The sequence below is a fragment of the Geoglobus sp. genome, assembly GCF_054018175.1.
Map to the genome: position 1 here is coordinate 1 of NZ_JBPLZQ010000006.1, position 16905 is coordinate 16905.

Annotated in this window: 19 protein-coding genes, 1 tRNA gene and 3 pseudogenes; 13 read left to right on the forward strand and 10 right to left on the reverse strand. The window is 52.4% G+C overall.

The genetic code is table 11. From position 1 onward, the window contains the following. From ACXJJC_RS00435 to ACXJJC_RS00445, 3 genes are all read left to right on the forward strand, one after another. Nucleotides 1-416, forward strand: a 416-nt coding sequence (locus ACXJJC_RS00435) for a TIGR00725 family protein (RefSeq protein ID WP_456368497.1), incomplete at its 5' end; no start/stop codon positions are given. Next, nucleotides 413-811 carry a secondary thiamine-phosphate synthase enzyme YjbQ gene (locus tag ACXJJC_RS00440; RefSeq protein ID WP_456368499.1) on the forward strand — a complete coding sequence of 133 codons (399 nt, stop codon included), beginning with the start codon at nt 413-415 and terminating at the stop codon, nt 809-811. The genes ACXJJC_RS00435 and ACXJJC_RS00440, both read left to right, overlap by 4 nt. Nucleotides 812-845: 34 nt before the next feature. Further along, a complete protein-coding gene (locus ACXJJC_RS00445) occupies nt 846-2102 on the forward strand; it encodes a hypothetical protein (protein WP_456368501.1) in 1257 nt (418 codons plus the stop codon). Here ACXJJC_RS00445 and ACXJJC_RS00450 read toward each other — a convergent pair. The 7 genes from ACXJJC_RS00450 to ACXJJC_RS00480 all read right to left on the reverse strand — a co-directional run bounded on the left by ACXJJC_RS00450 (nt 2095) and on the right by ACXJJC_RS00480 (nt 5206). Continuing rightward, nucleotides 2095-2634, reverse strand: coding sequence for a hypothetical protein (locus ACXJJC_RS00450; protein ID WP_456368503.1), 540 nt, complete (start codon nt 2632-2634; stop codon nt 2095-2097). The genes ACXJJC_RS00445 and ACXJJC_RS00450 overlap by 8 nt on opposite strands. A 5-nt stretch (nt 2635-2639) precedes the next feature. Continuing rightward, nucleotides 2640-2813 carry a 4Fe-4S binding protein gene (locus ACXJJC_RS00455; protein WP_084063707.1) on the reverse strand — a complete coding sequence of 58 codons (174 nt, stop codon included), beginning with the start codon at nt 2811-2813 and terminating at the stop codon, nt 2640-2642. 4 nt (nt 2814-2817) lie between these two features. Then, the gene (locus ACXJJC_RS00460) at nt 2818-3183 is read right to left on the reverse strand and encodes a helix-turn-helix domain-containing protein (RefSeq protein WP_456368505.1); all 366 of its coding nucleotides are present in this window, start codon (nt 3181-3183) and stop codon (nt 2818-2820) included. Further along, a complete protein-coding gene (locus ACXJJC_RS00465) occupies nt 3180-3848 on the reverse strand; it encodes a radical SAM protein (RefSeq protein WP_456368507.1) in 669 nt (222 codons plus the stop codon). The genes ACXJJC_RS00460 and ACXJJC_RS00465 overlap by 4 nt, the downstream gene beginning before the upstream one ends. Next, nucleotides 3845-4168, reverse strand: a complete 324-nt coding sequence (trxA, locus tag ACXJJC_RS00470) for a thioredoxin (protein WP_456368509.1) — start codon at nt 4166-4168, stop codon at nt 3845-3847. Before trxA ends, ACXJJC_RS00465 begins: the two co-directional genes overlap by 4 nt. Nucleotides 4169-4181: 13 nt before the next feature. Beyond that, entirely contained in the window at nt 4182-4442 is a 261-nt protein-coding gene (locus tag ACXJJC_RS00475; RefSeq protein WP_456368511.1) for a thioredoxin family protein, read from the reverse strand. A gap of 83 nt (nt 4443-4525) precedes the next feature. Then, complete coding sequence (locus tag ACXJJC_RS00480; RefSeq protein ID WP_456368513.1) at nt 4526-5206, reverse strand: hypothetical protein; 681 nt, start codon at nt 5204-5206, stop codon at nt 4526-4528. 99 nt (nt 5207-5305) lie between these two features. Here ACXJJC_RS00480 and ACXJJC_RS00485 point away from each other — a divergent pair. Beyond that, nucleotides 5306-5376: transfer RNA gene (locus tag ACXJJC_RS00485), tRNA-Gly, on the forward strand. Nucleotides 5377-5430: 54 nt separating this feature from the next. On the opposite strand, the pseudogene ACXJJC_RS00490 reads toward ACXJJC_RS00485, so the two are convergent. Beyond that, nucleotides 5431-5556 (reverse strand): annotated as a pseudogene (locus ACXJJC_RS00490) (type II toxin-antitoxin system CcdA family antitoxin); the annotation flags it as partial. A gap of 42 nt (nt 5557-5598) precedes the next feature. Further along, complete coding sequence (locus ACXJJC_RS00495; RefSeq protein WP_456368515.1) at nt 5599-6069, reverse strand: DUF420 domain-containing protein; 471 nt, start codon at nt 6067-6069, stop codon at nt 5599-5601. A gap of 77 nt (nt 6070-6146) precedes the next feature. Between ACXJJC_RS00495 and ACXJJC_RS00500 the strand changes: the two genes are divergently transcribed. Next, nucleotides 6147-7352, forward strand: a complete 1206-nt coding sequence (locus tag ACXJJC_RS00500) for a transposase (protein WP_456368517.1) — start codon at nt 6147-6149, stop codon at nt 7350-7352. 40 nt (nt 7353-7392) lie between these two features. Here the strand turns inward: ACXJJC_RS00500 and ACXJJC_RS00505 are convergent. Further along, nucleotides 7393-7593: pseudogene (locus ACXJJC_RS00505) on the reverse strand (IS6 family transposase); the annotation flags it as partial. Nucleotides 7594-7991: 398 nt separating this feature from the next. Between ACXJJC_RS00505 and ACXJJC_RS00510 the strand changes: the two are divergent. The 8 genes and pseudogenes from ACXJJC_RS00510 (at nt 7992) to ACXJJC_RS00545 (ending at nt 16777) form a co-directional block, all read left to right on the forward strand. After that, nucleotides 7992-8915, forward strand: a complete 924-nt coding sequence (locus ACXJJC_RS00510) for a replication protein A (RefSeq protein ID WP_456368519.1) — start codon at nt 7992-7994, stop codon at nt 8913-8915. Next, nucleotides 8912-9583: a hypothetical protein gene (locus ACXJJC_RS00515; RefSeq protein ID WP_456368521.1), complete on the forward strand. Its 672-nt coding sequence runs from the start codon at nt 8912-8914 to the stop codon at nt 9581-9583. Before ACXJJC_RS00510 ends, ACXJJC_RS00515 begins: the two co-directional genes overlap by 4 nt. Nucleotide 9584: 1 nt before the next feature. Next, a complete protein-coding gene (locus tag ACXJJC_RS00520; RefSeq protein WP_456368523.1) occupies nt 9585-10703 on the forward strand; it encodes a pyridoxal phosphate-dependent aminotransferase in 1119 nt (372 codons plus the stop codon). A 30-nt stretch (nt 10704-10733) separates the two neighbouring features. Next, the gene (gene purS / locus ACXJJC_RS00525; RefSeq protein WP_456368525.1) at nt 10734-10982 is read left to right on the forward strand and encodes a phosphoribosylformylglycinamidine synthase subunit PurS; all 249 of its coding nucleotides are present in this window, start codon (nt 10734-10736) and stop codon (nt 10980-10982) included. A gap of 1 nt (nt 10983) precedes the next feature. Next, nucleotides 10984-13278: pseudogene (gene purL, locus ACXJJC_RS00530) on the forward strand (phosphoribosylformylglycinamidine synthase subunit PurL). 5 nt (nt 13279-13283) lie between these two features. Further along, nucleotides 13284-14117, forward strand: coding sequence for a phosphoribosylformylglycinamidine synthase subunit PurQ (gene purQ / locus ACXJJC_RS00535; RefSeq protein ID WP_456368527.1), 834 nt, complete (start codon nt 13284-13286; stop codon nt 14115-14117). Between the two features lie 3 nt (nt 14118-14120). Beyond that, nucleotides 14121-14948 (forward strand): DUF362 domain-containing protein, encoded by an 828-nt coding sequence (locus ACXJJC_RS00540; protein WP_456368529.1) that lies wholly within the window; start codon nt 14121-14123, stop codon nt 14946-14948. A 221-nt stretch (nt 14949-15169) separates the two neighbouring features. Then, on the forward strand, nt 15170-16777 hold the full coding sequence (locus ACXJJC_RS00545) for a molybdenum cofactor synthesis domain-containing protein (protein ID WP_456368531.1): 1608 nt from the start codon (nt 15170-15172) through the stop codon (nt 16775-16777). Nucleotides 16778-16905: the final 128 nt, after the last annotated feature.

Consider the following 16905-nt stretch of genomic DNA (forward strand, 5'->3'; position numbering starts at 1 on the left):
GTTACGGGGATGTATGTGAGTTCGCATTTCGAGTGGGACAGCTGCTTGCGGAGAGGGGATGTGTGGTGATAAACGGTGGGCTTGGAGGAGTTATGGAGGCAGTTAGCAGGGGCGTGAAGAGCAGGAACGGAGTTGTGATCGGGATAGTTCCGGGAAAGGACAGGATGATGGCAAACCCTTACTGCGACTATGTGATCGCGACGAATATGGGACACGCGAGGAACATGATTATAGTCCATTCGAGCGACGCCCTAATAGCAGTTGGAGGTGGCTACGGCACCGTTTCTGAGATTGCCATAGCTCTGAAGGAGGGAAAGACCGTTGTGGCCTACAAGCCTCCGGTGAAGCTTGATGGGCTAATTGAGGTGGAAACACCTGAGGAGGCTGCAAATCGGGTCGTGGAGGGGATCAAATGAAAATTCTCGAGTTTGAGATGGACAGGGATGAGGTTATTGATCTGACCCCCTACGTTCAGAAGTATGTGGAAGGGTGTGGAAAAGAGGAGGGAGCGGTTCTGGTGTTCTCGGTTGGATCCACGGGTGCGGTGACAACCCTGGAGTATGAACCTGGACTTAAGAAAGATCTGCCCAGGATAATGGACCGCGTTGCTCCCTATTCCGACCACTACGACCACCACCTGACGTGGAACGACGACAATGGTTCATCACACGTTAAGGCTGCGATAATCGGGCCGAGCGTGGTTGTGCCCTTTAAAGAAGGAAAGCTGATCCTCGGAACCTGGCAGCAAATCATTCTGATAAACTTTGACACCAGGAGGAGGAAGAGGAAGGTCGTTTTGCAGATCCTTTAGCAAAGTTTAAATTTCACCTTTCGGTTTTTAATCCATGCCAAGGAAATCGCTCATTCTCACTCTCACGCTGATCCTATTGACTGGAGTTGCAATCGCTGCGCAGACTGTAACGAAGGACAACTTTGCAGAACCTCTCATAGAGCCGAAGCTGAAGGAGTACTACTTGCCGGGAGAGAGTTTGAGCGTTAACATGACTATTGAGCCAAAAACTGCTGATGACGCGAAGATAATCTACGATAGGGTGTATGAATTCAACACTTCTCTTGAAAATCCATCTATGAGAGTCGTTGTGGAATATGCTGGTTCTGGTCCAGTGAGAATATATCAAGGTACCGACTATGTTAAAGCTGAAGTTAAGAAATGGGATGACGGCCTTAACAGAATTGTGGTGGAGGTCTCGGGAAATGTTCCGAAGGTAAATCAGAGGGTTGCAAAGGTAGTCGTTATTGGGGTTGACATTCAGGATGCTGAGGATGGTGCGGTGAAGCCGGTCGTTATAAGCGTGGTGAACAAGGAACTGTTCTCGGAATACATCTCTGAACTCGACAAGAGGTACGACGAGATCTCTTCAAAGGTGTCAGAACTCGAAAGCAAGGGTGTAGCTGTTGCTGAGATCAGGCTAAAGCTGAACTCGGCAAAAACGAAGCTTGATGATGGGAAAACTTACTTCAGCGATGGGAAGTATGGCGAGGCGAATGCAAGTTTAAGCGACGCAGAAAGCTACCTTAACGATGCGGAAAACCTCGTTAGAATGGCGGAAATAAATCTCCTCGTTGAAACGGCCAAGGATAAGCTTGACATAATGTTCAGCAGGATGACTGAACTGGAACTGCTGATACAGGGTCTGAAGTCTGAGGGTGAGTCCACGCTCAGTTACGAAGTGAAACTGGAAACGTTCAAGCAGGACTACTCTGATTTCAACACGCGGATATCCCAGGCCGAGGACTACATGAATAAAGGCCTTTACGATGATGCGGAGACGGTTCTGAACGACGTCATATCTGGAATCGACACTAAGACCGATGAGATTAACCAGCTCGTCAGTGAGCTTAAGCCGATGGTCGAGGAAACACCGACTCCAGCTCCAACTGAGCAGAAAACTCCTGAGGGTCCGGGAGTTGGAGAGAAGGTATCAGAGTTTTTCTCTGGAATTGCTCTTTGGTTCCAGGAAAACAGGGACAGAGTTCTGCTGTACGGTGGAGGGGTCGTGGTTCTCGCAGTTCTGGGCTTTGCGGGGTACAGGGGTGTTAGGGCATACATGAGAAGGAGGAAATGGGATGAGCTCAAGTGATCTCCACAATTTTTATCAGGAACCTGTTTATCTCGTAAAGCGGTGAGCCGTAGATTTTTTCCAGCCTGGAGACAGCTCTTCCACAGCCCGAGTAGGGACTGATTATTCCAGCACCCTTGAGCTCGGCTATGACGACACCTCCATCTCGCCCGTATTTTTCGCTGATTCTGACAATCTCGTCACCGGATATCAGGAACTTTCTTCTACTCACAATTACCTCTCTCACGATATCCACGAACTCCTCTGGTCTCGTCTCCCCAATCGACCTGAAGTAGTTCGTTACAGCTTCCTTCCAGTCACATCCATTCTTGAATATCTCTCTGATAATGTATGGAATCTCCATTTCCTGAACGCTAAGCAGCCTCGTCCCCCATGAAAGAGAATCCTTGCTTGAGCAAACAGGAAAGGCGAGTTTTTCAGACTCGAAAAACAGGACGAGTTCTTCGTCGAGCTCCCCCTCTGGGATGATCCCTGTTCCTGCGTACCTTTCAAGGAGTGAGAGGCCTTTCCTCGACGTCTCGTCTCTGTACAACTCCTTCAGTCCATCTTTATCAGTGCACCGTACGGACATACCTCAACACACTTGTAGCACTCCATGCATCTGTCCGCATCGATTCTCACGACCTTGCCGCCCTGTCTTATCAGGGCGTCCGTTGGACACACCTGTGAACACCTTCCGCAACCCTGACAGCCGAGAACTGCAGGTGGCATTCGATCACCTCCTGTAAGAGTTTTTAAATTCGATAATGGTGTCTCTAACCTTCACACACCACTCCTCCAGAATTCTCTCCATCATCTCCGCAACCTCGTCCGGTGGTAGGGCTCTGTACGTGTAGTAGTACCCACCCCCTTTGATGACTCTCTTCTCCCTAAGCACGATCCCCGCCATCATGAGCTTCTGGAGGGACTTGTAAGTCGTGTTCTCGCTTCTCCCGGACTGTCTGCTTATCTCCTCTATCCTCATCTCATCATGTTCAGCGAGCATCCTGTAAATCTGAACATCGCTCTCGTTGAGCCCGTAGAAACACTCCAGGATGTTGTCGCACGTGAGGCTCGAAACTGCGTCCTTTATGCCCTTCAAAGCTCCTCCCTCCTGTCTCCCACGATTATCACTCTGTCCGCGTACTCCCTTGCGACCTTTCCGAGATTCCTCACGAATTCATAATCTGGCTTACTGGCATCATCAAACGGTCTGTCCCACTCGGGTTTTGAGAGGAACTGGTACACAAGTATCTCGTCGACCCTCCCCACGCGTTCCATCATCTTTCTGAACCTTGTTTCGTCTATGTACTCTGGAATCGCTCTGAACCAGATTCTGATCTTTTTTCCGGCATTTTTCGCGATTTCTATGCTCTCCATCAGGTTTTCCACATACCTCTTTGATCTATCGGCACTTAAGCCGGTAAGCTCTGAAACAGTGTTGATGTCGTCGAAGTCGCCCTTCAGCTCGAACACGTACCTGTCCACGTACGGCAGTGTTTCCTCTATTTTTCTGGGAAGGAGACCGTTGGTTTTGAGTGTGACTGACACTCCACCCTCCTTTAGGAGCCTCAGGAGATCTGCAAGGTCTCCGTGAACGGTTGGTTCCGCCCCTCCAACGTAAACGTGATTGCAACCTTTAAGGGCACTCGCTATTTGCGAGACCTCGACATTCTTGGTTTCCTCATCCAGATGCACGCAGTACGGACACCTGAGGTTGCAGAGGCCTACATCGACCCTGCAACCCCCGTAACTTATCACTCTCATGCCCGTATCTTTTCAATGGCCTTTTCTATCTCTCGTCTGACAACACTCTCGGGCATCGCTCCGACGAAGCTATTCACGACCTCTCCTCTGCAGAACATCAGCACCGTGGGGATGCTGAATATCCCGTACCTGAATGCCACGTTTGGGTTCTCGTCTGTGTTGAGTTTCGCGAACTCGACGTCCGCATATTCCTTCTCCAGCTTCTCGAGTATCGGGGTGAGCATCCTGCACGGCATGCACCACTCTGCCCAGAAATCAACCACAACGAGCTTGTCCTTCTTTATCTCCTCATCAAACGTGTTCTCGTTCAGAACCTTCACACTATCACCTCCTTCAGTTATATCTATATCTACTCACGAGCCTCCTGAGCTCTGATATGCTGGGAACTCCCAGCAGGACTTCCCTGTCGTTTATTATCAGCGCCGGGACTCCTGATATCCCAAACCTCATCGCTACCCTCAGGCCCTCATCTGTCGTGACACTCAGTTCGAGCGCCATTATGTCTCTCTCCTCTTCAACAAGTTTTTTGACAACTTCCCTCGCCCTCGGACAGTACGGGCAGGTTGGGGACGTGAGGAGCTTTATTGTGATCATCCTTCATCACCTCAGTACCCACTTTGTCAGAACATGTATTTAAGCTGAGAGTGGTTTTGACAAAAACGGTAAAAACCAAATGATTATTTATTGGCTTTTGCTCTCACCTCTCTTAAAATTCTGTACTCTCTGATCAGTCTGTGAAGCTCTCCCGTTCTCATAGCTCTGTGCATCAGGTATGAGAATGGCAGATTTGCGATCAGAAAGAATGCCGGAATGATCCAGCACCTCGATTTGATGGAGAGAAGAAACAGCGTGTGGGCAAGCATTGTGATCTGCTCAAGAACGATCGCTCCTGAATAGAGCAGCACTCTGTCTCTCTGGGATGCCTTCAGGTAGCTCAGGTAGTTGATCTTGACTCCAAACTCGAGCGGGGTGTATCTGTAAAAGCCGTCCACCTCTATCCCCGTCAGAGTTGCCGAAAGACACCTGCCCACAAGAAATGAGGTGTACAGGGCTGCGAGTTCCACAGCGGCAATGCTGACGAGTTTAAGATTGTCAGGCATGGGTTTAAGGGCAATCAGGTAAAGCAGGGTGTTGGATAGAATAAACAGGAATGAGAACGCGGAAAAACCTGCTCTGAATCCGAAGAGAACTTTTCTGTCGAACATCTCGTCTCTGATCCTTGCGACTCTTGACAGGATGTCGTCATCCCGAACGTTTGACCTCTTTATCCTGCCTGCGAGCAACCAGAATTCTCTCCTGACGTCTTCCCCTCTTTTCAGCTTTTTCTCAATCCTCTCAAGTTCATCCAGAATGCTCACATGGCTTTTCTGTGGTGGCCACCAAAAATCTTTCTGAAGGTAGGTTCCAGAACCCAGCGAAAGGGATATATTACCCGAGCCACTTACTTCTGTGAGAAGGCGGTCGTAGTCTAGCGGTAGGACACGGGCCTCCCGAGCCCGTTGCCCGGGTTCGAATCCCGGCGGCCGCATATCAAACTTTTTTCTACTGGGTGGCTTACGAATTCCAAGAATTCTAAGAGCTTTTTCTCTACAAAATCGCTGAGATTAGGGATGTACTCCCTGACTGCGTTTAGGACGTCTTTGTTTATTGTCAGGTTCACACGGGTTTTGTTCTGGTTGGGGCGTCCCATATTGAGTTTTATGCGCATGAAAATGCTGGCTCAGAATTTCGCACGCCAAAAAATGGGGATTTAAAACTCTGCAACGTAAAGCAGATAGTATATCGCGAGCCCGCTCGCAAACGAAAGCAGCCAGGTTATTATGGTTAGCCTTCCGAGCCTGTGATGCTTCTGCACGCCCCTCAGCATCCTTCTGCCGTTGGTCTTCTCCGTGTTCCTGAAACCGTGGTAAACCATGTATCCGGCCATCACCAGAACGACGATGGAGATTATCGAGTGAAAAATGACTGTTGGCAGGTAAACGTAGGTCTTGATGACTGCTGGCCCCACGAACTCGGTTCTCCCTTCGACGAGTGACTTCACCATGTAGCTCACCATGAACGACGTATCCAGAGCGAAGGCGGATACCATTGTCCTGTAGTGCGAGCTTATGTCCTTTTTCCTTGCGAAATAGTATCCCAGCAGAAATGCGAATGTGACGAGGAACTCAAGCACGAGGCTCACGTCTGAGAAGGTTCCAGCCCTTGTGCCGAAGAAACCCATGAATCCACCACTGCTTATCGTATTTTAAAGTTTCCGTAAAACTGCGGGCGTAAAAAATTGGTGCTGTAACAACAAAGGTGGAAATTTTTAAGGGCAGGGCTTCAACCCCACCCTCTGTGCCGCAACTAACGATCGAAATCCCAGCGATGACTCTTACGATCGAATACGATAAAAAGATTTCCATCACAACCATTGTTTCAACAGTCCTCGAAATAGCAAGAATACTTCTGAAGCACATTCTCGAGCAGATAAACGAGATGTTCGTCGAAGAATACTGCGGGAAAAGGTATGAGAGAGGTAAAATGCAGAGAAACGGCTATAGAACAAGAACGATTGTAACCATGCTTGGGGAGATAACCCTCAATCTTGCAGTAATAAGGGGGAGAGGAATTCCTTTATACGACATCGTTGAGTTCGAGAGCAGAAGAAAATACCAATCAGACATAAAGGCGATTTCAGTTGACTCAGCTTTAAGAATGACTTTCAGAGATGCAAAGGATGAAGTAAACCGCTTCACATCTTCGCCATCGCATCAAACGATATGGAGGTATACGCAGGAATTGGGGGAAAAGATAGGCAGAGATTTTAAAGCCAACATCTACTTCGCCGAAGATTCGACAAAGCTCCATTCATGGCATGGAAAGATTGAGCTGACAATTTTCGAGGGGGAGAACGTAGTTGTTAGGACTGGCAGAGAAAGGATGAGAATGGAAGAAGAACTTGAAGGATTGATAGCTCTGGGAGATGCAGATAAAAGACTTGGTATCTTCGAAGAAAGGCAGATCGATCTTATTCACGTATGGAGAGAGGTGAACTACAAGTTATGGCAGCATGATGTTGATCTCGAAACGAGAAAGCAATACGTCAGCAAAGTGAATGAGATTCTGCTGAAGCTAAAGAACTCCCTTGATAAGCCTGATTTAAAGAGCAGAATTAAGAAAACAGAGAAGGCTCTGGAAGGATTCATTGATGAGATGGATAAAAATGGATTCTGGAGAGTAGCGAGGTTCTTCAGGAAACACATGAGGAACATTCTTCTCTTTGCATACAAGAGACTTGAAGGGATAAGCGTTCCATGGCATAACAACAGAATGGAGAGGAAGATGGGAGAGATAAGCAAGAGGATGAAAAATAAATGGATGAAGTGGAGCGAGATGGGAGCTGAAAACCTTGGTAATCTGTTGATGAAGATGAGGTTTGAGAGAGATGTTTATGAGTCGTTTATTGTTGAAGTTATGAAGCTGGATAGAGATATAAGGTGGGAGGTGAATTTACACCCATGATGGAACAGGACCTACAATTTTTCCGTTCGTATTGGGACTGTCAAAATAACCACCTCTCCACATTATATAGCATGACAAAGCTCTCCAGCCAGCTCTGCACAGAATCGAAGGAACTGTAGAACGGAAACCTGTTAAAGAACCACTTAGTCCTCCCCTTCAGAATAGAAAAGAACCCCTCAACCGCATTTCTTGTTCCGAAGGTCTCATGCCTGTAACATAATTCCAGTCTTTGTAAAGCCCACCTGTGCTTTTCCCAAGGAGTAGAATCTGTGTAAGTAGAGCAGGGCTGGGAGGATCTTCTGTTTTACTTTCTTTCTGTATCTCCAAAAGAGTTTTTAGCCTCGATTTCATCTATTATCTGCAGGATTGGAGAGGTTAAGGGCAGTCACTCTCCCGAAGAGGTTTTCAGGATATACATGTCCGGAGCATCGGCGGGACACCTGAATCCGGAATTATACGAAGCAGAGGTTGACGACGACCATGTTAGCAGACTCGCCGGGATCATCAGAAAATCCCTTAAAAAGCAGGCGGTGAATGGGACTGTTGAGCTCAAATTACGCAGGGTTTTTTGTGGGGGATGTGAGAATGACGAGCATCCTTTGAGTAAAGCTTATCATGTCGTGTGAAGATCTACCTTCAATGAGCCGTGCCGAAAAGCTTACAGACCAGATTCTGGAAAGGTTGAAGGGCAGCAACGTTAAGGTGAAGAGAGAAGACATCCTCAAGAGGATGAAGCTCCTTGTTGAGGAGTTCAAGGTTCCCGAGAGTGAGGCGGTCAGGACCATAATGAATTACCTCGTCAGGGAATACGGTGTTTCGAGGGAAGAGCTCTTCGAAAGGGAATCTCCGCTCACAAAGATTTCGGAGATAACTAAGCCCAACCAGTGGGTGAGCCTGAAGGTGAAGGTGGTTCAGCTCTGGGACTCGAATTCGCCCAACGTCTCTCAGGTTGGGCTCATAGGCGACGAGACCGGGATAATAAAGTTCGTGATATGGGCGAAGGCCGAGATGCCTGAGGTGGAGGAGGGCAAGAGCTACCTGTTCAGGAACGTCGTGACCGACAGCTTTCAGGGGAGGATGCAGGTCAACGTGACGAGAACGAGCAGGATAGTGGAGATAGACGAGGACGTTTCACTTCCACCGAGGGAGATCGAGGTAATAGGTGCTCTCATCGCGATACAGCAGAACAGCGGTCTGATAAAGCGATGTCCCATGTGCCACAGGGTTCTGGTGAAGGGAGTTTGCCAGCAGCACGGAAAGGTCGAGGGCTACGACGACCTCAGAGTAAAGGCGGTTCTTGACGATGGGGAGAACGTTTACGAGGTCATACTGAACGAGGACAACATAAGGGAGCTAACGGGAATCGGCATGGAGGAGGCGGTAAGGATCGCCCAGGAGAACCTTGACAGGAACGCGGTTCTTTCGGAGCTGAAGTCACAGCTGCTCGGGAGGTATTTCATGGTCAAGGGGATAAGGGGTGGGAGGTACCTGCTCGTCAGGGAGATCTCCCTTCACAGGCCCGAGGTTGAGGATTTTGAGGAGGTTCTGGAGGCGCTGTCATGATGCGGAAGAGAGAGGTTGCGAAGAGGGTTTTCGCATACGAGCTCGTCAGGTCGACGTATCAGATTGAGGAGGAGGACTCGCCCAAGTACGTTCTAACCCCGACGGGTGAGAGGGCCAACAGAATTTTCAGCGTGGCCGTGCTGCTCGACAAGGAGGAGATTGGCGCGGATACGAACTTCTGGAGGCTGAGGCTCGCAGACCCTACAGGAACGTTCTATGCCACTGTAGGCAGGTTTCAGCCAGAGGCCCTGGAGGTCGTCAGCGAGATAAGCGTGCCGGAACTCGTCGCGGTTGTTGGAAAGACGAGGGTTTTCGAGGGCACGAGCAGGAAGCTCGTGTCTCTGAGGCCAGAGAACATAGCCGTGGTGGACTTGGCCGTGAGGGACTACTGGGTTCTTGAGACTGCGAAGAGGACGCTTGAAAGGATTGAAGCTATGGAGCGGAGAGAGGGTGAGGATGTGGAGCTGGCGTGGAAGGTTTACAACCCCGACCTGAACGAGTACAGGGAGATGGTGAGGAAGGCGCTTCTGACGGTCAAGGAGGACGTGGAGGTCATGGAGAAGATTGAGAGAGCTGAGGAAGAGGGTGAGGAGGAAGAGGAGTTCGACTTCACGGAGTTCGAGCTCGAGGAGGAAGAATTTGACCTGACGGACCTGCTGGAGGATTAGCATGCCGGCGAGGAGGGTTTCCGGGATCTCCACCTCGACGATCAGGAAGATGTTCGAGATAGTCGAAAAGGCGAGGAGGGAGGGCAGGGAGGTAATAAACCTGAGCATAGGCGAGCCGGACTTCAACACTCCTCCAGAAATAATCGAGCTTGCCTGCGAGTACATGAACAGGGGCTACACCCATTACACGTCCAACATGGGGCTCGAGGAGCTCAGGGAAATCATCGCGGAGAGATGCGGAGTTGAGAGCGACGAGGTGATGGTAACTGCAGGCGCAAGCGAAGCACTTCTGAACGCCTCGCTTGCTTTCATGGAGGAGAACTCTAAGGTTGTGCTGCACACTCCGTCTTTCCTCTCCTACTTCACATACGTTAGGCTCTGCTCCGCAAGTCCGGTGGAGATAAACACCTCGGCCAGCAACTTCCTGCTTCATGACGAGGCTGTGGAGAGTGCGATGGACGGCAGTGTTTCGGCGCTGGTCCTCAACTTTCCAACGAACCCCAGCGGTGCAGTGATGGGGCAGAGGGAGCTCGAAGGGGTTTACGAGGTTGCTGCAGAACGCGGGGCTGTGGTAATCAGCGACGAGGTCTACGACAGGATTTACTACGACAGGAAGCCGGGGACTCTTGCAGGAAAGGAGAACGCGGTAGTGGTAAACGCGTTCTCCAAGACGCTCGCTATGACGGGCTGGAGGGTGGGCTTCGTCATCGCTGAGAAAGACCTGCTCGACCAGATGCTCAAGGTCCACCAGGTGAACGGCGTGTGTGCTCCGGCGTTCGCACAGAAGGCCGTGGCTGAATACCTTGCAGACGGAAAGGACAGGAAATTCGTCAGGGACATGGTGAGGGAGTTCAGGAAGAGGAGGGACTTTGTTGTGAGGAGGCTCGGGAAGCACTTCGACCTCACCGTTCCGGAGGGTGCCTTTTACGTGTTCGCGAGGGCGTATCTTGGATTTGTCGAGGAGCTGCTGGTGGAAAAGGGGGTCGCGCTAACGCCCGGAACGCCATTTGGTAGGGGGTTCGACGGTTACTTCAGGCTCTCCTACGCAACCTCTATGGAGAACCTCAGCAAGGCTGTTGAGAGGATTGAGGAGTTCATGGAGGAGAGGGCAAAAGGCTAATTTTTTATATTTTCCTCCCAAGCTAAGCCCATGAACTTCACGGCCGACGTCTACATAAGCCTCAAGAAAGGTGTTGTCGATCCCGAGGGTGAGGCTACCAAGAAGGCACTGAACCTGCTCGGTTTCAGGAACGTCAGGAGTGTCTCTTCTGTCAAGGTCTTCAGGATAGAGCTTGAGGCAAAGAGCAGGGAGGATGCCGAGAAGATGGTCGAGGAGATGTGCGAGAAGCTCCTTGTCAACCCCGTAATTCAGGATTACTCGGTAAGGTGGGTTGATTGAAATGTTCCGCCTTCTCTACTCCGATCCAGAGGTTTATGAGGTTGACATTCTGAACGCAGGCGATGAGGAGCTTGTTAGGATAAGCGAGGAGATGGGACTCGCCCTGAACCTCGACGAGATGAGGAGGATACAGGACTACTTCAGGAGGGAGGGCAGAAACCCGACGGACATAGAACTTCAATCCCTCGGGCAGGCCTGGAGCGAGCACTGCTGCTACAAGAGCTCGAAGTACTACCTGAAGAAGTACCTGCTCGGTTTCAGGACCGACTACGTCATCTCCACCTCAGATGATGCGGGTGTTGTGGAATTTGATGACGAGCACGCTTACGTCATAGCATTCGAGAGTCACAACCACCCATCGGCCATAGAGCCCTACGGCGGTGCTGCAACCGGCATAGGAGGGATTCTGAGGGACGTGGTGTGCATGGGCGCTCAGCCGCTCGCCCTCATTGACCCGCTGTTCTTCGGGAATCCCGACACAAGTTACGAAGCGCTTCCAAAGGGGACAAAGCACCCTCTATACCTGCTATCTGGAGTTGTTGCGGGCATCAGGGACTACGGCAACAGGGTGGGCATTCCGACCGTGAGCGGGATGGTCTTCTTCGACGACGGCTACCTCACGAACTGTCTGGTCAACGTGGGGTGCGTGGGAATAGCGAGGAAGGACAGGATAATCCCGAGCAGGGTTGGCGGAGAGGGGGAGATAATAATCCTCGCCGGAGGTGCCACGGGCCGGGACGGAATTCACGGCGTAACGTTCGCGTCTGCAGAGCTCGACGAGAGCAGCGAGGAGGAGTCGAGGAGTGCGGTTCAGCTCGGAAACCCGATAACCAAGGAGCCCCTGATACACGCGTGTCTCGAGGCCGTCGAGAAGGGCCTGGTCTCAGGAATGAAGGATCTGGGTGGAGGGGGGCTTAGCGGTGCAGTGGGAGAGATGAGCCTTGCAGGAAACTGCGGAGCAGTCGTGTGGCTTGACAAGGTGCACCTGAAGGAGGAGGGGATGAAGCCCTGGGAGATCTGGGTGAGCGAGAGTCAGGAGAGGATGCTCCTCTCGGTAAAGCCGCAGCACGTTGACGACGTGCTCTACATCTTCTCCAAGTGGGACGTGACGGCCAGGGTTATTGGAGTCACGACAGGCGATAGGAGGTTAAGGGTGTTCTACGGGGAGAAGATCATCTACGACATGGACATCGAGTTCGTGTCAGGAGGGGTGGAGTACTGCAGGAGCTACACGGTCAGGAAGCCAGACGAGGTTTACAGGGAGGAAGTGAGAGACGTGGGAGATTACGAGAGCGTGCTCCTGAGGATGCTCTCTCACCCAAACGTGGCGAGCAAGGAGTGGGTGATAAGGCAGTACGATCACGAGGTCAGAGCGAACACGATTCTAAAGCCTCTCCAGGGGGTTACAGGCTATGAAGGGCACGGAGATGCTGCAGTCATAAAACCCACCGAGTCGTGGAGGGGACTGGCAATAACTGCCGACGTGAACCCGTGGATGACGAGGGTGGACCCGTACTGGGGCAGTGCGAGCTCGTTCGACGAGATGGTGAGGAACCTCGTAGCCGTGAACAGCAGACCCCACAGCTTCGTGGACTGCCTCAACTTCGGGAACCCTGAGAAGCCAGAGAGGATGGGCGAGTTCGTTGAAAGCGTGAGGGCACTGGGCTGGATGTCCAAGGGCTTCGGGATTCCTGTGGTCAGCGGTAACGTGAGTCTGTACAACGAAACGCCGTACGGGAGCGTCGCTCCGACACCGTCCCTCATAGGGGTTGGAATAGTGGAGGACGTGAGGAATGCTATTTCCGCGGACTTCAAGAAGGCCGGTTCGGCGGTAATTCTCGTTGGAGAGACACATCCCGAGTTTGGTGGGAGCCTCTACTCGAAGATAACTGGGCTTGAGAGCAGCAGGGTTCCGAGAACAGACCCGTAGAGGCTCAGGAGGTACAGCGACGCGATGCTCCAATCTTTCGAGAAGTTCGGGGTGCTGGCGTGTCACGACGTATCGACTGGCGGAGTCGCCGTCGCTCTCGCTGAAATGGCGTTCGCCGGCAGAATAGGATTTGAGGTTGAGCTGAAAGACTACGTGGAGCTTTTCAGCGAGAGCAACACCAGGTGGGTTGTCGAGGTTGCTGAAAGACAGGCTGAAGAGTTTGTGGAGTTCATGGGAAGCAATGGACTCAGCGCCAGAGTGATCGGGAACACGGGTGGTGATGAGCTGAACTTTGGAGCAGTGAGACTCGATTTTGAGAGAGCCGAAAATGCGTGGAGGACTGGAATGAGCAGGTACGTGGGGTGATGTGAATGGACAGGGACGAGATTAGGGTTGCTGTTCTCAGGATCGAGGGGACGAACTGCGAGGACGAGACGGTAAAGGCCTTCAGAATGCTGGGGGTTGAGGCAGAGGCGGTTCACCTGAAGCAGTTTTACAGCGACATGATAAAGGACAGCGACGCGAGAAACATATGGGACTACTCCTGCGTAGTCTTTCCCGGTGGTTTCTCGGCGGGAGATTACGTGAGAGCGGGGGCGATATTCTCGGCGAGGGTGAAGAGCCTGCTCAGGCATGACCTCGAGATGTTCATAGGAGAGGGCTACCCCGTTCTCGGCATCTGCAACGGATTTCAGGTTCTTGTCGAGCTCGGAGCTCTGCCTGGCTTCGACGAGGACAGGCCGATAGCTGAGAAGCCCGAGATGGTTCTGACGATAAACAACTCCAGCAGGTTCGAGTGCAGACACAGCTACCTGAAGCACGAGAACTCCGGCAAGTGCGTCTTCACGAGGAAGTATGGCAGAGAGGAGGTGGTGGTCTTCCCCGTAGCTCATGCCGAGGGCAAGGTCGTCTTCCCTCTTGGCAGGGAGGAGGAGTACCTGAACACGCTCGAGGAAAACGATCAGATCGTCTTCAGGTACGTGGATCCGGATGGTAATTACTCGGGCTATCCTTGGAACCCAAACGGCAGCTACTCCAACATCGCAGGAATTTGCAACGTAAAGGGCAACGTCTTCGGCCTGATGCCCCACCCGGAGAGGGTCGTGCATCCCTGGCAGCACGCTGACTGGACAAGGGTGGAGAGGAAGACTGGGGACGGGCTGAGGGTCTTCGAAAGCGTTCTGGAGTATCTGGAGAGGTTCTGAGCCATGATACTGCTCAGGAGGGTCGAGAGCTACGAGAAGGTCTGGGATTTTGTTAGAGAGGCCTTCGAGCTTTTCAGGCCGGAGCTCGAGAAGGAGGTGCTGGTGAAGCCCAACTTCCTGCAGTTCGAGAGCCCGGAGAACGGGTGCATAACCCATCCGGAGGTCGTCAAAGCCGTTGCTGCCCTGCTGAGTGAGAGGGGACACGAGGTGACGGTCGCGGAGGGCGGGTTCCACAGGGACAGCGCTGACAGGTGCTTCGACGAGTTCGGATTGAGGAGAGTTGCAAAATGCGTGAACATCAACACGGAAGAGCTTGTCAGGGTCAGGGTGAACGGAAAGGCGCTGAAGGAGGTTGAGGCTGGAAAAAGCATCCTGAAGGCGATGAACAGCCCCTTCATCAGCCTGCCGAAGATGAAGGTTCACACCCTTGCGGTAACCACGCTCGGCATAAAGAACAACATGGGCTTTCTGAAGAAGCCGGCGATGTACATGCACCTCAAGATCCACCAGAAGCTCGTGGACCTGCTGCGCATTCTCAACCCCGCCCTGACAATAGTCGACGGGGTCATTGGGGGTGCGGGAAGCGAGTCCAGCACCACTCCAGTCCCTCACGGAGTGATGGTGGCGGGAGACAACGTAATAGAGGTGGACGCGATCTCGTCGTACCTCATGGGCTTCGATCCGGAGAAAATTGGCTACATAAGGAAGGCCAGCGAGGAGTTCGGAGTCGATCTGGAGGGGATAAGGGTCAGGGGAGACAGTCCCGAAGATCTCAGGGTTGACTACAGCAGGAACTTCCTTGGAAGGGTGCTCGGGAAGTTCAGCTGGTGATTGAGTCTTTGAGTTTGAATATGTGGCTGCTCTTTTCTCCACACCTTTTGCATGCAGCGGTAATTGGTCTCCCAGTCGGCCTGAACACTATTCTTCAAAATCTGTCGGCCAAGCTTTCGGCCTGCCATCACAGGGCTGGGAGTCGAAAAATGGTAAAACGCTTTTCCAGAAGTGGCGCACCATCGAAGACACTTTAAAGCATGCGCTTCCAATATGTGAACATGCGCAAGCTCATCGAGGCTGAAAGGGCGAGGGAGGTCCTCTCTCAGGTCAGAATTGACTACTCGGTGAGGGAGGTTGCGATCACCGAAGCTCTCGGGAGGGTAAGCGCCGAGAGCGTGTTCAGCCCGGTAAACATTCCGCCCTTCATGAGGAGCACGAGGGATGGATTCGCGGTGATAAGCGAGGACGTGTCGCTGGCGAGCGAGTCCAGCCCCGTTAAACTTGAGATTGTGGGAAGGGTGGATGCAGGAGAGAGCAGGTCCCTGAGTATCAATCACGGTCAGGCTGTCGAGATCTCCACCGGGGCAGTGATGCCGGAAAGTGCGGATGCTGTGGTGATGGTCGAGAACACGAGGGTTGAGGGTAGTGCCGTGTGGGTAAAGAAGGGCGTCTCGCCAGGGGAGAACGTGATGGCCGCCGGCTCTGACGTGCAGGAAGGAGAGGTGCTGGTGAGGGCCGGGGAGATCATTGACACCCTGAAGCTCGGGCTTCTCGCGGGGGCCGGGTATGACAGGGTGAGGGTAAAGGAGATGAGGGTGGGGATAATCTCGACAGGAAACGAGCTCGCCATGCCCGGGGAGAAGCTTGAGGCGGGGAAGATATACGACGTCAACACCTACACACTTCACTCGGAGCTCAGAAAACTTGGAGCAACGCCTGTGATTTACGGGATAGCCAGGGACGACAGAAGCGAGATGGAGGCCATGCTGGAGAGGGCCCTGAAAGAGTGTCACGCGATCGTAACATCGGGATCGACGTCTGCCGGAAAGGGAGACATCCTTTACAGAATCGTCGAGGATCGGGGGGAAATGGTATTCCACGGTGTGAGGGTCAAGCCGGGAAAACCCTTCTTCTACGCCGATGTGGATGGAAAACCCGTATTCGGACTACCAGGATTTCCGACGTCGTGTCTGACGATCTTTCTCGAGTTCGTTTCTCCAACAATAGCCAGGAACCTCGGATACAGGCTCAGGGCACAGACTGTCAGAGGGAGGGTGGCCAGGAGGGTGTACTCCGAGGGCAGGAGAGAGCTGCTGCCGGTCTTCGTCGTGCGGGACAGAATTTACCCTGTGGAAAAGGGGTCAGGGGCGATAACGTCGCTGAGCGATGCGAGCGGCTACATGGAGATCGCCGAGGGGGAGGAGGTCATCGAGAGGGGTAGCGAGAGGGAGGTCAGGATCTTCGGAAGGGTTTACGACTACCTGCTCGCCGGACTGGACGTTTTCGACCTCATCAGTGTGGATGGTGAGGTGAAGAGAGCGTACATGGACCCGCACCTCGCCCAGCTCGAATTTTCCATGCGGACAGTTGATGCCGCGTTCTATCCGGGTGATGATTACGTGATCGAGTACGTCTTTGCAGGAGAGACGGGTGTGACGGGGGCGGTTTCCGGGTACGGTATAGATGCGAGGGTATTTGTCAGAAATCACTCGCAGCTCGTGAACCTGTACAGGATGGGTAGGCTTGACGGCATCTACGTGCTGAAACCATTCGCGGACCTCTTCGGAATCTCTGGAGAGATTGCGGGAGAGGTTGGAGTGAGCTTTGAGGCAGTCGAGGAGCTAAGAGGAGCGATAGAGAATCAGCTCAGCCTCCTGAGCAGGTAGTACCCTGCCATGAGTGCGATACCGAGGAGCGTCATCGAGATGGCCGGGTTGATCTCCGCCTTCCGGTACCAGTCGTCTTCGAAGACGGCTTTCATGAACTCGCTCGCCTCATCGCTCTCGATCACCAC

Bases quoted from the DNA above. Each gene is read 5' to 3' on its own strand.
- ACXJJC_RS00545 (WP_456368531.1), top strand. From the start codon at position 15,170: ATGCGCAAGCTCATCGAGGCTGAAAGGGCGAGGGAGGTCCTCTCTCAG.
- ACXJJC_RS00510 (WP_456368519.1), top strand. From the start codon at position 7,992: ATGAGCCGTGCCGAAAAGCTTACAGACCAGATTCTGGAAAGGTTGAAG.
- ACXJJC_RS00465 (WP_456368507.1), bottom strand. From the start codon at position 3,848: ATGAGAGTGATAAGTTACGGGGGTTGCAGGGTCGATGTAGGCCTCTGC.
- ACXJJC_RS00440 (WP_456368499.1), top strand. From the start codon at position 413: ATGAAAATTCTCGAGTTTGAGATGGACAGGGATGAGGTTATTGATCTG.
- purS (WP_456368525.1), top strand. From the start codon at position 10,734: ATGAACTTCACGGCCGACGTCTACATAAGCCTCAAGAAAGGTGTTGTC.
- ACXJJC_RS00445 (WP_456368501.1), top strand. From the start codon at position 846: ATGCCAAGGAAATCGCTCATTCTCACTCTCACGCTGATCCTATTGACT.
- ACXJJC_RS00515 (WP_456368521.1), top strand. From the start codon at position 8,912: ATGATGCGGAAGAGAGAGGTTGCGAAGAGGGTTTTCGCATACGAGCTC.
- ACXJJC_RS00495 (WP_456368515.1), bottom strand. From the start codon at position 6,069: ATGGGTTTCTTCGGCACAAGGGCTGGAACCTTCTCAGACGTGAGCCTC.
- ACXJJC_RS00455 (WP_084063707.1), bottom strand. From the start codon at position 2,813: ATGCCACCTGCAGTTCTCGGCTGTCAGGGTTGCGGAAGGTGTTCACAG.
- purQ (WP_456368527.1), top strand. From the start codon at position 13,284: ATGGACAGGGACGAGATTAGGGTTGCTGTTCTCAGGATCGAGGGGACG.
- ACXJJC_RS00520 (WP_456368523.1), top strand. From the start codon at position 9,585: ATGCCGGCGAGGAGGGTTTCCGGGATCTCCACCTCGACGATCAGGAAG.
- ACXJJC_RS00540 (WP_456368529.1), top strand. From the start codon at position 14,121: ATGATACTGCTCAGGAGGGTCGAGAGCTACGAGAAGGTCTGGGATTTT.
- ACXJJC_RS00475 (WP_456368511.1), bottom strand. From the start codon at position 4,442: ATGATCACAATAAAGCTCCTCACGTCCCCAACCTGCCCGTACTGTCCG.